At 68.8% G+C, this 15534-nt stretch carries 14 protein-coding genes; 7 read left to right on the top strand and 7 right to left on the bottom strand.

Annotated elements, in window-relative coordinates; genetic code table 11:
* Positions 1–10: 10 nt before the first annotated feature.
* Genes TSB10P1A_RS10590 through TSB10P1A_RS10605 form a run of 4 tightly spaced genes read right to left on the bottom strand, consistent with a single transcriptional unit; the run spans position 11 to position 2297 of the window.
* On the bottom strand, positions 11–451 hold the full coding sequence (locus TSB10P1A_RS10590) for a TIGR01244 family sulfur transferase (RefSeq protein ID WP_186387869.1): 441 nt from the start codon (positions 449–451) through the stop codon (positions 11–13).
* 11 nt (positions 452–462) lie between these two features.
* Entirely contained in the window at positions 463–1356 is an 894-nt protein-coding gene (locus TSB10P1A_RS10595) for an MBL fold metallo-hydrolase (protein WP_186387870.1), read from the bottom strand.
* A 56-nt stretch (positions 1357–1412) separates the two neighbouring features.
* A complete protein-coding gene (locus TSB10P1A_RS10600) occupies positions 1413–1850 on the bottom strand; it encodes a DUF6691 family protein (protein ID WP_186387871.1) in 438 nt (145 codons plus the stop codon).
* Between the two features lie 3 nt (positions 1851–1853).
* Positions 1854–2297 carry a YeeE/YedE family protein gene (locus TSB10P1A_RS10605; protein WP_186387872.1) on the bottom strand — a complete coding sequence of 148 codons (444 nt, stop codon included), beginning with the start codon at positions 2295–2297 and terminating at the stop codon, positions 1854–1856.
* A gap of 163 nt (positions 2298–2460) precedes the next feature.
* Here TSB10P1A_RS10605 and TSB10P1A_RS10615 point away from each other — a divergent pair, with 163 nt between their 5' ends.
* Positions 2461–2772, top strand: coding sequence for a helix-turn-helix transcriptional regulator (locus TSB10P1A_RS10615; RefSeq protein ID WP_244293066.1), 312 nt, complete (start codon positions 2461–2463; stop codon positions 2770–2772).
* On the opposite strand, the gene TSB10P1A_RS10620 is transcribed toward TSB10P1A_RS10615, so the two are convergent.
* On the bottom strand, positions 2727–4820 hold the full coding sequence (locus tag TSB10P1A_RS10620; protein ID WP_186387875.1) for a bifunctional DedA family/phosphatase PAP2 family protein: 2094 nt from the start codon (positions 4818–4820) through the stop codon (positions 2727–2729). The two genes, TSB10P1A_RS10615 and TSB10P1A_RS10620, sit on opposite strands and share 46 nt — an antisense overlap.
* Positions 4821–5073: 253 nt before the next feature.
* Between TSB10P1A_RS10620 and pap the strand changes: the two genes are divergently transcribed.
* Positions 5074–6540, top strand: coding sequence for a polyphosphate:AMP phosphotransferase (gene pap, locus TSB10P1A_RS10625; RefSeq protein WP_186387876.1), 1467 nt, complete (start codon positions 5074–5076; stop codon positions 6538–6540).
* 12 nt (positions 6541–6552) lie between these two features.
* On the opposite strand, the gene TSB10P1A_RS10630 is transcribed toward pap, so the two are convergent.
* Positions 6553–7359 carry an AraC family transcriptional regulator gene (locus tag TSB10P1A_RS10630; protein WP_186387877.1) on the bottom strand — a complete coding sequence of 269 codons (807 nt, stop codon included), beginning with the start codon at positions 7357–7359 and terminating at the stop codon, positions 6553–6555.
* Between the two features lie 178 nt (positions 7360–7537).
* Between TSB10P1A_RS10630 and pobA the strand changes: the two genes are divergently transcribed.
* The 5 genes from pobA to TSB10P1A_RS10655 all read left to right on the top strand — a co-directional run bounded on the left by pobA (position 7538) and on the right by TSB10P1A_RS10655 (position 14182).
* Positions 7538–8752, top strand: coding sequence for a 4-hydroxybenzoate 3-monooxygenase (pobA, locus tag TSB10P1A_RS10635; protein ID WP_186387878.1), 1215 nt, complete (start codon positions 7538–7540; stop codon positions 8750–8752).
* Between the two features lie 297 nt (positions 8753–9049).
* Entirely contained in the window at positions 9050–10054 is a 1005-nt protein-coding gene (gene ppk2, locus TSB10P1A_RS10640; RefSeq protein ID WP_244293074.1) for a polyphosphate kinase 2, read from the top strand.
* Positions 10055–10155: 101 nt separating this feature from the next.
* Positions 10156–11445, top strand: a complete 1290-nt coding sequence (locus TSB10P1A_RS10645) for an amidohydrolase family protein (RefSeq protein ID WP_186387880.1) — start codon at positions 10156–10158, stop codon at positions 11443–11445.
* Positions 11446–11667: 222 nt separating this feature from the next.
* The gene (locus tag TSB10P1A_RS10650; protein ID WP_208987065.1) at positions 11668–13179 is read left to right on the top strand and encodes a cytochrome P450; all 1512 of its coding nucleotides are present in this window, start codon (positions 11668–11670) and stop codon (positions 13177–13179) included.
* Positions 13180–13192: 13 nt separating this feature from the next.
* A complete protein-coding gene (locus tag TSB10P1A_RS10655) occupies positions 13193–14182 on the top strand; it encodes a lysophospholipid acyltransferase family protein (RefSeq protein WP_186387881.1) in 990 nt (329 codons plus the stop codon).
* 24 nt (positions 14183–14206) lie between these two features.
* Here the strand turns inward: TSB10P1A_RS10655 and TSB10P1A_RS10660 are convergent, their stop codons facing one another.
* Positions 14207–15529 carry a TRAP transporter large permease gene (locus TSB10P1A_RS10660; protein WP_186387882.1) on the bottom strand — a complete coding sequence of 441 codons (1323 nt, stop codon included), beginning with the start codon at positions 15527–15529 and terminating at the stop codon, positions 14207–14209.
* Positions 15530–15534: the final 5 nt, after the last annotated feature.

Consider the following 15534-nt stretch of genomic DNA (forward strand, 5'->3'; position numbering starts at 1 on the left):
CCGGTGGGCCTTAGCCGGGCAGGCCGTGGCTGGCGATCTGGCGCAGGGCCGGGGCAAGGGCGGACAGGTCGTAGCCGGCCTCCGCCGCCAGTTGCAGCAGTTCGGCCGGGTCGCGATCGGCAGCCTGGGACAGGGCCCACAGGTTGATCGAGCGCGTGCCGGTCCGGCAAAAGGCGAAGACGGGACCGCCGGCGGCCTCCAGCACCTCCTGAAAGCCGCGGATCGTGTCGGGCGTGATGCCCTCGCGGCCCGAGACCGGAAGCGCCGCATAGGCGAGGCCCGCCTCGGCGGCGGCGCGGGCGATTTCTTCGCCCGCCGGCTGGTCCGCGACCTCGCCGTCCGGCCGGTTGTTGATGATGGCGACGAAGCCCGCATCGCGGATCGCGGCGACATCCTCCGGCTGGATCTGGAACGATACGGTGAGGGTGTCGTCGACCCGTGCGCTCTGCATTCTTCCTGTCCTTACAATCCGTTGACCGGCACCTTCAGGAAGGTCCGGCCGCTTTCGTCCTTGGGGGGCAGCTTGCCGGCGCGCATGTTGACCTGTATCGAGGGAATGATCAATTTCGGCATGTCCAGGGTCGCATCGCGCGCCTGCCGCATGGCGACGAATTCCTCTTCCGTCACACCGTCGCGCACATGGATATTGTGCTTGCGCTCCTCGCCGACCGTGGTTTCCCAGCGGATCTCGCGGCCGTTCGGGCCGTAGTCGTGGCACATGAACAGCCGGGTCTCGTCGGGCAGTGCCAGCACCTTGTGGATCGACCGGAAAAGCTCATGCGCATCGCCGCCGGGGAAGTCGGCCCGCGCCGTACCGCCATCGGGCATGAACAGCGTGTCGCCGACAAAGGCGGCATTGCCCATCACATGGGTCATGCAGGCTGGCGTGTGGCCGGGCGTGTGCATGGCGAAGCAGGTCATGCCGCCGACCGTGTAGGTGTCGCCGTCGCGGAACAGGTGGTCGAACTGCGAGCCGTCGCGCTGGAACTCGGTGCCCTCGTTGAACACCTTGCCGAACGTGTCCTGGACGATCCTGATGTTCTCGCCGATGCCGATGCGCCCGCCGAGCTTGCCCTGGATATAGGGGGCGCCGGACAGGTGGTCGGCATGGACATGGGTCTCGATCAGCCACTCGACCGTCAGCCCGTTCTCGCGGACGAAGTCGATGATCCGGTCGGCGGACTCGAAGGAGATGCGGCCGGCGGCATAGTCGATGTCCATCACGCTGTCGACGACGGCGCAGGCCGTCGAGGCCGGATCCTTGACCACATAGGAGATGGTGTTGGTCTGCGGGTCGAAGAAGGCGGTGACCTCCGGCCGGGTCGTCGGATCGATGGGATAGGTCGTCTCGGTCATCGTGTCGTGCTCCATCGGTATCGATGTCGTTTCGTGAAAGGCCGTGTCAGGCGGGCTCAGGCGGTCTGCGGCTGCCGCACCCGCCAGGCTTCGACGAGGCGGATCGCGGCGATCGCCGCCACCATCGCGCCGGCGAAGACGAACGGCTCGCTGCGGCCGAGGCCGAGTGCCGGCACCACGCCGCCCGGACAGAAGCCGGCAAGGCCCCAGCCGATGCCGAACAGTGCCGAACCGCCGATCAGGCGCAGGTCGAGCCGGGTGGTGCCCGGCAGCGAGAAGCCGGCGGCAAGCACCGGCGCCGGGCGGGCCATCACCAGCCGGTAGCCGATCACCGTGACGATCAGCGCCGCGCCCATGACGAAGGCGAGCGAGGGGTCGAAGGTTCCGGCGATGTCGAAAAAGTTCAGCACCTTGGCCGGATTGGCCATGCCCGACAGCAGGATGCCGGTGCCGAACAGCAGGCCGATGAGGAAGGCGGGAAGGATTCGGGTCATCGGTCAGGCTCCGGCGATGTGGCGGACGATGAAGACGGTGGCGGCCGTGGTCGCCATGAAGGTCAAGGTGGCGGTGATCGAGCGCTTCGAGAAGCGCGCCATGCCGCACACGCCGTGCCCGGAGGGGCAGCCGCTCGCATAGGACACGCCAACACCGGCGATCAGGCCGCCAGCCACCAGCATCGGCAGCGACACGGGCACCTCGATCTGGGGCAGGCTGCCGGTTGCCGCCAGCAGCACCAGCGGCGAGGCGATCATGCCGACAAGGAAGGCCAGGCGCCAGCCCCGCTCTGCGGCCGCGACGGACCCGGTTGCATAGGGGGGCAGCAGGCCGCCGATGATGCCGCTGATGCCGGCGATACGGCCAAGCAGCGCCATCAGCATGACGGCGGAGAGGCCGATCAGCGCGCCGCCGGCGGCGGAAGAAAAGGGTGTGAACTCGCTCATGTCGATGTCTCGCGGAACGGGGGGTGGCGGAGATCTCGGGAGAACGAAGAGCCTGCGGTGTCAATGGCACCTTGTGTGGTTGCGACTTGCTGACCCATCAGGGCTTCCTCGGATTGCAAATATATAAAGGGGCAATAAATTAGCAAGCATGAATATTCAAGACATGGAAAATAAGGCCGACGAGGCCGCCGCTCTCCTCGCCGCGATGGCCAACAGCCGCCGCCTGCTGGTGCTGTGCCATCTGGTGCGCGGGGAGCATTGCGTCGGCGCGCTGGCCGAGCGGGTCGGCCTCAGCCAGTCTGCCTTGTCCCAGCATCTCGCCAGGATGCGCGCCCAGGGTCTGGTGGAGGCCCGTCGCGACGGCCAGACCGTCTATTATCGGCTGGCCGGCGACGAGGTTCTTGCCGTTCTCGAGGCGCTTTACGGCATCTATTGCGCCGCCCCTTCCGCGCCGGGCGTCGAAGCGGGAGCCTGATCCGGCAGCGGATCCGCCGGGTTTGCCGGGCGCATCGCCGCCGGTCCTCCCAGCGCCACGGTCGAGCCGTCCCGCCGCATCCTCAGCACGATCCCCGGCAGGTCGTTCAGCGGGTTCTCGTCCGCCTGCGGCAGGTCGCGGTCGGCGCGCGGGGCCGACAACTCGTTGAGCGGCCGCAGGATGCGCTCGTGAATCAGCGAGCCGACCCTGAGCGGCAGCCGTTCGCCGGTCTGCGTCATCACCTCGAAGCGCGTCGGCCAGAGCCGCAGCACCCAGCGCCCGCCTTGCGTGCCGTCGGTGTCGTCGCCGTCGCGGCGCACCAGCACCAGATCGGCGCCGCGTCCGTTCTGGATGCGCGGCAGGGTCGGCAGGTCTTCCGCCGCCGTCTGTCCGGTCAGGAAGCCGGTGAAGGTGACGAGCGACCAGCCGGGCGCCGGACGGTAGCCGTCCTGCGCGAGGGCTTCGGCCAGCGCCTGCGGGTCGCCGCTCCATTGCAGGATCAGCGGTTCCTCCTGCTCGCCGCTGAGTTCGATCCGGTGCGTCGGCAGCTTCTGCCAGCCGCCGGACAGCCATTCGTCCGCGCTCAGGATCTCCACCGGCATGCTCGGGCGGTACATCTCCCGCGCCTGGTCGAAATTGCGCGCCATGTGAATGCCGCCGACCACCGACAGCGTCGCTGCCGTCAAGGCCGCCAGCGACCAGCGGCCGATCTTCTCGTTGTGCACCGAGCCGAAGACGAAGGCGAAGGCGGCGACCATCGCCGTGCCGAAGGTGATGCCGCCGACCACGTCGCTCATCCAGTGCGCGCCGAGATAGATGCGGGAGAAGGCGACGGCGCCGATCAGCGGCACGGCCAGCGAGAAGATCCCGGCCTTGGTCAGCGGAGAGCGGTCGTGCGCGACCAGCACCGCGACGATGCCGAACAGCACCACGGTCAGCGTCGCATGGCCGGAGGGAAAGGACAGCGCGTCGGCGCCGGTGTAGATGTCGATCGGCCGCTCGCGCTGGAACAGCATCTTGAACAGCGGCACGAACACCGCCGCGCCGGCGATCGCGATCATCAGCCCGGTTGCCCGGCGCCAGGCCTTGCGGGCGAACAGATAGGCGATCACCACCGCCGCCACGGCGGCGATCACCACCCCGTCGCCGAGCATGGTGATGAAGGTCATGATGTCGTCGCCGACCGGGGTGCGCAGGTCCTGGAACAGGTTGCGGATCGCCGTGTCGGCGCGGCTCAGCCCATTGTCGGGCGAGATCGCCGCGGCCAGCGCCACGAACAGCGGCACCGTGACGATCAGCAGCAGCGCCGACACGATCATGCCGGCCGAGCGCGGATGCGCCGGGTCGAGCATGCGGGCGAACCACCGGCTGACGCGGTTCTCGTGCCGGCCCAGCCATTCGACGGTCCTCAGCCGGCTGCCGGCATAGAGCGGCAGCACGATCAGGATCAGCCAGCGGGCGATCATCACCGCGACGAACAGCAGCACCAAGAGCACGCCGAGCACCGTCGCCAGCCGGCCGCTGATCGCGCCGAGAGCGCTGAAGGCGGTGCCGGCGATGACGCCGGGGCCGAGATGGACGATGGCCCAGGCGATCGCCGAGGTGACGTTGATGAAGGTGAAGCGGCCGACCGGCATGCCGACCATGCCGGCGATGCCCGGCACGATCGCCTTCACCCCCGGCACGAAGCGGCCGATGAAAACGCTCTTGCCGCCATGCTGTCGGAAATAGGCCTCGCCCCGCTCGACCAGCGTCCGGTAGCGGTTGAACGGCCAGACCGACTTGATTCGGTCCTTGTAGACATGCCCGACCCAGTAGGAGATCGCGTCGCCGGCGATGGCGCCGAGCGTCGTCCACAGCAGGATCGGCCAGGGATCGAGCTTGCCGAGGCCGACCAGCGTTCCCGCGCCGACCAGCACCACCGTGGAGGGCACGAACATGCCGACGATGAACAGCGCCTCGCCCATCGCGATCAGGAACACGACCGCATTGGCGAGGGTCGGGTTCTCGCCGATGAAGGCGACAAGCTGGTTGAGAAGGTCCGTCACGAGACGCGGCCCGGCATGAACTGGTTCCTGGCTGGCGAGGGGTGGATTTCCCCGGTCGCGGCCCGCTACATGTACGTCCTGCGGCCTGCTTCGCCAATCCTCGCAAGACGCATTTTTCCCTGTGCGCTCCGAAGGCTGGCCCGGCGGTCATGATCGGTGCGGACGGCGGCGCCATTGCATCGCGGCGCCGGGCACGGCACCTTGTGCTCGATCAAACGGTGCTTGAAAACAAGACAGCAGGAGACGTGTGCCCGTGTTCCAGTCGGCTTCCCTTCCCGTCGACCTGTCGCGCACCGATTTCGATGCGCTCGAGCCGAAGCTGCGCACCGAGCTGCTCGCCGCCCAGCTCGAGGTGATCGAAAAGAAGCCCTTCTCCGTGCTGATCGTCATCGCCGGCGTCGACGGCGCCGGCAAGAACGACGCCATCGCCCGCCTGCACGAATGGCTGGACGTGCGCTATGTCACCTGCAACGCCTATGACGAGGCGACCGACGAGGAGCGCGGCCGTCCGGACCTGTGGCGCTACTGGCGCGACCTGCCGGCGCTGGGCGAGACCTCGATCGTCGTCTCCTCCTGGTACAACGAGCCGCTGCGCTGCTTCGTCCAGGGCGAGATCGGCGAGGCCGAGTTCGAGCGCCGCCTCGCCCGCATCAACCGGTTCGAGGGGCTGCTCGCCCGCGAGAACGTGCTGGTGCTGAAATTCTGGTTCTCGCTGACGCCGGCGATGCAGAAGCGCCGGCTCAAGGGGCTCGGCAGAAAGGGCCGCGCCCGCCGCATCCTTGCCGAATGGACCGACATCGCCCATGCCTCCGGCGCCCAGGCGGCCTTCGAGCAGGCGGCGCTCGCCACCTCCACGCCGATCGCCCCCTGGATCGTCATCCCCAGCGATGAGCCGCGGGCCCGCGACCTGGCGCTGGGCCGCTGCGTCGAAATGGCGATCCGCCGCCGGCTGGAGGCCGCCCCCGCCGATCCGCTGGCGCTGCCGGCCGTGGTTGCCCGCGTCGAGCGACGCAGCGCGGTGGAGGCGGTCGACCTCGGCGCCCGCCTGTCCAACCACCGCTATCGCACCGAACTTGACCGCCTGCAGGACGAGCTCGCCCGTCTTGTCGACCGCAAGGCCTTTCGCGACCGTTCCCTGGTCGTCGCCTTCGAGGGCAACGACGCGGCCGGCAAGGGCGGTGCCATCCGCCGCCTGATTCGCCCGCTCGATCCGCGCCGCTATCGTGTCCACCGCATCGCCGCCCCCAGCCAGGAGGAGCACGCCCATCCCTGGCTCTGGCGGTTCTGGAACCGGCTGCCGCGCCGTGGCCATGCGGCGGTCTTCGACCGATCCTGGTACGGGCGGGTGCTGGTGGAGCGGGTCGAGGGCTTCTGCAGCGAGGCGGCCTGGTCGCGCGCCTACAACGAAATCAACGAGTTCGAGGCTGAACTCGCGGATGCCGGAGCCATCGTCGTCAAGTTCTGGCTGGCGATCAGCCGGCAGGAACAGCTTGCCCGCTTCAAGGAGCGCGAGGAGGTCCCCTACAAGCAGTTCAAGCTCACCGATGACGATTGGCGCAACCGGCTGAAATGGGATCACTATGCCGAGGCCGCCGGCGACATGGTCGACCGCACCTCGACCCGCCTCGCGCCCTGGCATCTGGTTGCCGCCGAGGACAAGCGCTTCGCCCGCGTCGAGATGCTGCGCCAGCTCGTCGGACGGCTCGAACAGGCCTTGTGAGGGCGTGGCGCTTCAGTCCGCGCCGGAGGTGAAGCCGGCGCGGAAGGCGCTCGGCGACAGGCCGGTGGCGGCCGAGAAGACACGGGAAAAATGCCCCGGATCGGCAAAGCCGAGCCGATAGGCGATGTCGGCGACGCTTGTCTGAGTGTAGGCGAGCAGCCGCCGCGCCTCCAGCATCTGCCGCCCCCGCAGCACGGCGGAGGCGGGCTGGCCGAGCACCTGTCGGCAGGCCCGCGTCAGGTGCGGCACCGTCACCGCCAGCGCCGCGGCATAGGGGCCGAGCCCGTGCCAGTGCCGGTAATGGGCGTCGACCAGCGCCTGGAAACGCGCCGCCAGCCGCGCCGCCGCCTGGCCGCTGGCCGCCGGGCTTGCCATGTCCGGACCCGCGTCGAGCCGCCTCAGCACCCAAATGAAGGTCAGTGCCGCCAGCGCCGCCAGCGCCTCGTCCCGCCCCGCCCGCCGCCCCAGCAACTCCGCCTGGACCGCTTCCATCTCCGGCGGCGCAGTGCGCGCCCGGCCCCGGCACGGGGCAAGCAGCCGCCCCTGCGGATCGATGCGGGCGCGGATCGGCTCGAACACCGCCAGCGGCAGGGTCAGCACCATGCCGGCACTGCCCGGCAGGAAGCGGAAGCCATGGGCAACGCCTGCCGGCATGTTCAGGACGTCGCCGCCGGCCAGCGCGCTCTCGCCCCCCTCACCGAGCAGCACGCCGCCGCCCCGCTCGATCCAGAAGAGCTGATGCAGCGAGGGGTGCCGGTGCCGGGCGATGCGCCAGCGGCGGGGTCCGCTGCGAACCGAGAGATGTTCGATATGGAGCATGTCGGGAAAGCCGGATCCCACCGGTTCCCCATAGAGTCCGTAATCCGGCGCAGCCTGGAATGTTCGATTCATCCCTGTATTTGACCGAATTCTGCATTCCCTTGTCCAGTGCTTCGCGCCCATTCTCGGCACACTGGCAGGCCCGCTCGCGGGCCGATCGCGTCAAGGATCCGTGCGCATGACCCCCGATCTTTCCGGCTGCAGCCCCGCCGACGTTCCCGCCCGCACCGGGGTCGTCATTGTCGGCGGCGGTCCCTCCGGCCTGCTGCTGTCCCAGCTTCTGCATCTTGCCGGCATCGCCAATGTGGTGCTGGAGCGCCGCTCCCGCGCCTATGTTCTGTCGCGGATCCGCGCCGGCGTGCTGGAACAGGGGGCGGTCGACCTGCTGCGCCGGGCCGGCGTCGGCGCCCGCATGGACCGCGAGGGGCTTGTCCATGACGGCGTCGAGATCTCGTTCCATGACCGGCGCCTGCGCATCGACCTTGCCGATCTCACTGAGGGCAAGACCGTTATGGTCTATGGCCAGACCGAGGTGACGGCCGACCTTTACGAAGCACGGGATGCCATGGGCGGCACGGTGCTGCACGAGGCGGAGCACGTTCAACTGCACGATCTGGAGGGCGGGCGGCCCTTCGTCACCTTCCGCCTCGGCGAAAGATATCACCGCATCGAATGCGATTTCGTCGCCGGCTGCGACGGGTTTCACGGGGTCTCGCGCCGGTCTATCCCCGCCGACCGGCTGCGGCTGTTCGAGATGGTCTATCCGTTCGGCTGGCTCGGGCTGCTCGCCGACGTGCCGCCGGTGCATGATGAACTGGTCTATGCCGGCCACGAGCGCGGTTTCGCGCTGTGCTCGATGCGCTCGCGCACGCGCAGCCGCTACTATGTCCAGTGCCCGCTCGACGAGAAGGTCGAAGACTGGTCCGACGATCGCTTCTGGACGGAACTGGTCTCCCGCCTGCCCGCCGACATCGCCGGCCGCCTGGTCACCGGTCCGTCGATCGAGAAGAGCATCGCGCCCTTGCGCTCCTTCGTCGCCGAGCCGATGCGCTTCGGCCGGCTGTTCCTTGCCGGAGATGCCGCCCATATCGTGCCGCCGACCGGCGCCAAGGGCCTCAATCTCGCGGCCTCCGACATCCATTATCTCTCCGAGGCGCTGACCGCCCATTACCGGCGCGGCGACGACAGCGGTCTTGCCGCCTATTCAGACCGGGCGCTGGCAAGGGTCTGGAAAGCCGAGCGTTTTTCCTGGTGGATGACGACGACGCTGCACGCCTTTCCCGATCGCGGCGCCTTTGCCGCCCGCATGCAGGAGGCGGAGTTCGACTATCTCGCCTCCTCCCGCGCCGCCCGCCAGGCGCTCGCCGAGAACTATGTCGGCCTGCCCTATTGAGTTTCGCGCAGCGCGCTTGATGCCGGTCAAGGCGAATCCCGCAAAAGTGTGCAGGCTGACCCAGCGACCTCCGCCGGACCGCCTTGCGGCCGGCGGAGCGCATCGGTTTTGCGGCAGGAGGAGGCGCGCGTGACAGACAGCGACCGGCAGGTATCCGACACACGTGGCAGGCAGGCAGCAGCGGACCCGCTCGCCGAACCGGACACCAGCCCTCCCGCCGGCTCCGGCCGGCGCGGGCGGCGGGTCGATCTCTCGGGACTTTCGGAGCAGCGGGTCGTTGCCGCGCAGGAAAGCGAAGTGACCGCGGTCGAGCGGATCGCCTCGCAGGACATCGGCACGAGTGACGAGGGGCTTGACGCGATCCTCGAGGGCGCCTCGCCCGACGATGCCGGCGTGATGCGGCGGGCGCTCGGCCTGCCCAAGGCCGCCGGCACGCCGCGACGGACCAGCGACGAGCTGTCCGCCGACTGGCGCGAAGGCGCTTATCCCTATCGCTTCAAGATGCTGCGGCGCGACTACGAGCGCCAGAAGTTCACTCTGCAGACGGAACTGCTCAAGCTGCAGTCCTGGGTCAAGGATGCCCGCCAGCGGGTTGTGATCCTGTTCGAGGGCCGCGACGCCGCCGGCAAGGGCGGCGCGATCAAGCGCTTCATGGAGCATCTCAATCCCCGCGGCGCGCGGGTCGTGGCGCTGGAAAAGCCCAATGAGGTCGAACGCGGCCAGTGGTATTTCCAGAGGTATGTCAGGCACTTGCCGACCGTCGGCGAGATCGTCCTGTTCGACCGGAGCTGGTATAACCGCGCTGGCGTCGAACGGGTCATGGGGTTTTGCAACGAAGAGGAGTATCGCGAGTTCCTGCGCCAGGTGCCGGAGTTCGAGCGCAACCTGGTGCGCAGCGGCACCCATCTGATCAAGTTCTGGTTCTCGGTCAGCCGCGAGGAGCAGAACCGCCGCTTCCGCGAGCGCAACGTCCACCCGCTCAAGCAATGGAAACTGTCCCCGGTCGACCTTGCCTCGCTCGACAAGTGGGACGACTACACCCAGGCCAAGGAAGCCATGTTCTTCCACACCGATACGGCCGATTCGCCCTGGACGGTGATCAAGTCCGACGACAAGAAGCGGGCGCGGCTCAACGCCATGCGCTACGTGCTGCACGCCATGCCCTACAAGGACAAGGACGGCGAGCGGATCGGACGCGTCGACGATCTGTTGGTCGGGCGCGCCAACGTCATCCATGAGCGCGGCGAGTACGACCAGCGTCGCGGCTGGGAAGCCCCGGACGCCATCGCCCGGTCGCTGTAAAGTGAGGCAGGGTCGCGACCGCGCTTGAAACCGGCGCGGTTGCGGCCGAAACTGCGGCGAACCCGCCCCGAGCCTTGCGCCGATTCCGGAAAACGCCGCCCATGTCCTTCGATCTTCTCGTCAAGAACGCGACCCTGCCCGACGGCCGCGAGCGCATCGACATCGCCTGCCGGGACGGCCGCATCGCTGCCGTCGAGCCCGGCATTTCGGGCGAGGCGGGGCGCGTGATCGAGGCCGGCGGCCGGCTGGTATCCCCGCCCTTCGTCGACAGCCATTTCCACATGGACGCGACCCTGTCGCTCGGCCTGCCGCGGATGAACGAGAGCGGCACGCTGCTGGAAGGCATCGCCCTGTGGGGCGAGCTGAAGCCGCTGCTCACCGTCGAGGCGGTGGTCGAGCGGGCGCTGAGATACTGCGATCTTGCTGTTTCGCAAGGGCTTTTGGCGATCCGCAGCCATGTCGACGTGTGCGACGACAAGCTCACCGGCGTTAAGGCGCTGCTTGAGGTGCGCGAGAAGGTCGCGCCCTATATCGACCTGCAGCTCGTCGCCTTCCCGCAGGACGGGCTCTACCGCTCGCCCCAGGCCGAGCGCAATCTTATCCGCGCCCTCGACATGGGCGTCGACGTGGTCGGCGGCATCCCGCATTTCGAGCGGACGATGGACGACGGCGCGCGCTCGGTGCGGGCGCTGTGCGAGATCGCGGCCAGGCGCGGCCTGATGGTCGACATGCATTGCGACGAGAGCGACGACCCGCTGTCGCGCCATATCGAGACGCTGGCCTGCGAGACGCAGCGCCTCGGCCTCCATGGCCGGGTCGCCGGATCGCACCTCACCTCGATGCACTCGATGGACAATTATTACGTCTCGAAGCTCCTGCCGCTGATCGCCGAGGCGCAGGTGCACGCCATCGCCAACCCATTGATAAACATCACACTTCAGGGTCGGCACGACACCTATCCGAAGCGCCGGGGCCAGACCCGCGTGCCGGAAATGCGCAAGCACGGCATCAATGTCGCCTTCGGCCACGACTGCGTCATGGACCCCTGGTACTCGATGGGATCGGGCGACATGCTGGAGGTCGCCTCGATGGGACTGCACGTCGCGCAGATGATGAGCCGCGACGAGATCCGCTATGCTTTTGAATGCGTTACGACCCACCCGGCGCGGGCGATGGGGCTCGACGGCTACGGCCTCGCGCCCGGCTGCAACGCCGATTTCGTGCTGCTGCAGGCGGCCGACACGATCGAGGCGATCCGCCTGCGGGCGCGTCGCCTGGCCGTCGTGCGGCGCGGCAAGGTGATCGCGCAGAGCGATCCGGCGATCACCCGCCTGTCGCTCGACGGACGGCCGGAAACACTCGATCCGGCGGCTTACGCGCCTGGAAAGTAAGGTTTTTCGGACGTTTGTGGATTTTGAGAATTTCGAGACGGATTTTGCGAAATTCGCTCTCAATTTCGCGAAATTTCGAGAATCGCGTCTCGAAATTGCCCAAAGGCCGGACTTGGAGCCGGTCGCCAGGTTTGCCATAAGGGAGGGACGAAACGCCCCCCGGTCGGACAGGCGCCCCGACAAGACCCCGACAAGACCCCGACAAGACCCCGGACAGAACCCATGCAGCGACCGACAGGAACCATAGACGGGGAGAGGACCGGGGATAACCCGGCTGCCGGCTGCCCGGTCGCCGGCCATGGTGGAGCCGCGTCCGCGACCGCCGAGGCTCCGGCGCCGGACGTCGGGGCAAAGGCGCCCGGCACCTATGTACCGCCCTGCCCGATGCGGCCGACGGCGCCGCCGCCGGTCTGGAAGCTGATCGGTCTTGCCCGCCGCAACTTCCTCTCGGTCTGGCCGTCTTCGGCCTTCGCCAAGCCGTGGCTGCGGGTCGCCGTGCTGCGCAAGCAGATCTTCGTCTGCAACAGCCCGGACCTGGTGCAGGAGGCCTTCGTGCGCAAGCACGATACGTTCGAGCGCAAGAGCGCGCAGATGCGCCACGCGCTGGAACCGCTGCTCGGCGACGGCCTGTTCATCTCCGACGGCGAGACCTGGCGCCGGCGCCGCCAGATCGTCGGCCCGATCATCCACGCCTCGAAGGTCCGCGACTTTTTCCCCGTCATGGCGGAGACCATCGCCGAGCGCCGCGCCGCCTGGGAGGCGGCCGGTCCCGATGCGCCGGTCGACATGCTGCAGGAGATGGCCCACCTGACGGCGGAGATCATCTGCCGGACCATCTTCGGCCGCCAGCTCGGGCGCGACTATGCCGCCGAGGTGGTCAACAGCTTCACCGACTACCAGCGCCATATCGACCAGATCGACCTGATCTCGCTGCTCGGCCTGCCCGACTGGCTGCCGCGCCGGCGCGGCCGCGCCATCCGTCAGGCGGTCGCGCGCATCGACAGGGTGCTCGACGAGATCATCACCAGCTACGAGGCGCGCCGCCGCGACGGCGAGACCTCGGTGATCGGCGGGCTGCTCGACGCCCGCGACGAGGACGGCAAGCCGCTGTCGCGCGAGGCGATCCGCAACGAGGCGGCGGTGATCTTCATGGCCGGCCACGAGACGACGGCCAACACGCTGGCCTGGACCTGGTTCCTGCTGTCGCAGGCGCCCTGGGCGCGCGCGGCGCTGAAGGACGAGCTCGACACGGTGCTGGCCGGCCGCATGCCGACCTATGACGATGTCGCCCGCCTGCCCTATACCCGCGCGGTGATCGAGGAGACGCTGCGGCTCTATCCCCCCGTGCCGATCCTCGCCCGCGAGGCGCTGGCCGACGAGACGGTCGGCGGCGTGGCGACGCCGAAGGGCTCGCTGGTGATGGTCGTGCCCTGGCTGCTGCATCGCAATCCGGAGCTTTGGCCGCGCGCCGATCATTTCGAGCCGGAACGGTTCCTGGGGGCGACGCGCGGCGGCCAGTCGAAATTCGGCTATGTGCCCTTCGCCATCGGCCCGCGCATCTGCGCCGGGCTCGCCTTCGGCCTGACGGAATCGATCCTGTCGCTGGCGATCCTCGCCCAGGGCTTCGAGGCGCGGCTGGAGCCGGGCACCGACGTGCAGCCGGTCTGCCGGCTGACCCTGCGCCCGGGCGAAACGCTGCCGATGCGGCTTCAGTCGCGCGCTCCGAGCGCGTGAGGCCGCCCCGGCCATGACCGCCGTGCGCGGCCGCCGGCGCACTCCCCCGGTCGCCTTCGAGGAAACCCATGCGCGCGAGGTGCCGGGCGAGCCCTGGCACCGCGAACCGGTGCTCGGGCCGGCCAAGCGCGCCATCCACGCGGCGCTGCGCCGCCTGCCGGTGGGCTTTGCCCCGCGCCTCGGCCGGGCGCTCGCCGCGCCCGTTCAGCATCTGCAGCGGCGGCGAATCTATGCCCGCCGGCTTGTCTGGACGCTTGCCCGGCTGCACCCGGACGCGCCGCTTGCGCCGGCCGAGCAGGCGGCGGCGGTGCGGCGCTGGTGGCGGCAAGCGGGCGCGGTTATGGCCGAATATGCGACGGTCGAGCGGCTGCGCGCGGCGGGGCGGCTGCAGGTCGACGACCCGCACGGCACGCTGGCCTGCCTGCCGGCGGATGCGCCCGTCATCTTCGCCTGTGTCCATCTGGGTCCGTTCGAACTGTGTTTCGAGACCGTGCTCAACACCTTCGGCCGCGAGGCGGTCGGCACCTGGCAGCCGGAGCCCTCGCCCGCCGCCAACCGCATCCTGCACGACCTTCGCGCCCGCTACGGGCTCTATGTGTTTCCGCCCGGCCAGCGCTCGGCCCGGCACCTGCACCGGCTGGTGGTGGGAGAGGGCTTCGACGCGATCCTCTTCGTCGACGAGGTGCGCGAGCGGCAGATCCACCTGCCGGCCTTCGGCCGGCCGCTGCCGCTGCGCGGCAATGCCTCCGTCGCGATCAAGCTGGCCTTGAAGACCGGGGCGCCGGTGGTGCCGATCCATGTGCTGCGCTCAGGCGTGGCGAGCTACCGGGTGCATGTCGGCGCGCCGCTCGACTTCCGGCGGGAGGGCGTGCCCGAGAGCGCCACGATGGCCGGGATCGCGGCGCTCGACCGGCATTTCGAGCCTGTCGTCCGGCACAATCTCGACCAGTGGTACATGCTGAAGGAACTGCGTCTGCCGGACTTCGACCCGGCGAAGGTGTGAGCTTGAGGGGGCCGTGCGGCCCCGTCAGTAGAGCAGCCGCACCAGGACGAGCGTCAGGCCCGGAAACAGCACCAGGATCGCCACCCGCACGATGTCGCTGGCGATGAAGGGCACGACGCCGCGGAAGGTCTGCGACAGCGGCACGTTCGGCGCCATCGAGTTGATGACGAAGAGGTTCATGCCGACGGGCGGCGTTATCAGCCCGACCTCCACGACGATCAGCACGATGATGCCGAACCACAGGGCGAACTCTTCCGGTGGCAGGCCGAAGTCGAGCGCCGCGACGATCGGAAAGAAGATCGGGATCGTCAGCAGGATCATGGAGAGCGAATCCATGATGCAGCCGAAGATCAGGTAGCAGATCAGGATGACGACGAGCACGGTCCACGGGCTGAGCCCGAGCCCGGCGACATAGGCCGCCGATTGCTGCGGCAGTTGCGAGAAGGCGAGAAAGCCGTTGTAGACCGTGGCGCCGAGCACGATGAAGAAGATCATGCCGGTGGCGCTGGCGGTCGACAGGAAGGACTCCACCAGCCCCTTGCGGTCGAGCCCGCCATTGATGAGGGCGACGATGCCGGTGCCGGCGGCGCCGACCGCCGCCCCTTCCGTCGGCGTGAAGACGCCGGAATAGATGCCGCCGATCACCGCGACGAAGATCACCATGACCGGCCAGACGGCGATCAGCGCGGCGATCTGCTCCGCGCGGCTCGCCTTGTCGCGGCTGCCGGCGCTGTCCGGGCGGAAGCGCACATAGAGCGAGACGGTGAGCATGTAGCCGAGGGCGGCGAGGATGCCCGGAATGAAGGCGGCGACGAACAGCTTGGCGATGTTCTGCTCGGTCAGGATGGCGTAGATCACCAGCACCACCGAGGGCGGAATGAGGATGCCGAGCGTGCCGCCGGCGGCAAGGCAGGCGGTCGACAGGGCGCCGGAATAGCCGCAGCGCCGCATCTCGGGCAGGGCGACCTGGCCCATGGTCGCGGCGGTGGCGAGCGAGGAGCCGCAGATCGCGCCGAAGCCGCCGCAGGCCGCGACCGCCGCCATGGCGACGCCGCCGCGCCGGTGGCCGACCATGGTCTCGGCGGCGCGGAACAGGGCGCGCGACATGCCGCCGCGCGTGGCGAACTGGCCCATCAACAGGAACAGCGGCACGATCGACAGCGAGTAGTTGGAAAAGGTGCTGTAGACCAGCGACTTGAGCTGGGCGAGGATCGGCACCGTGCTCCCGGTGACCAGCGTCGTGCCGGCGATGCCGACCATCAGCATGACGAGGCCGATCGGCAGGCGCAGGAAGATCAGCAGCAGGAGGACCGGGATCGACCACAGGCCGTATTCGAGGGATGACACGTCGT

It is taken from the genome of Stappia sp. TSB10P1A, from assembly GCF_900185725.1.
In the GTDB taxonomy this organism is placed as follows: Bacteria; Pseudomonadota; Alphaproteobacteria; order Rhizobiales; family Stappiaceae; genus Stappia.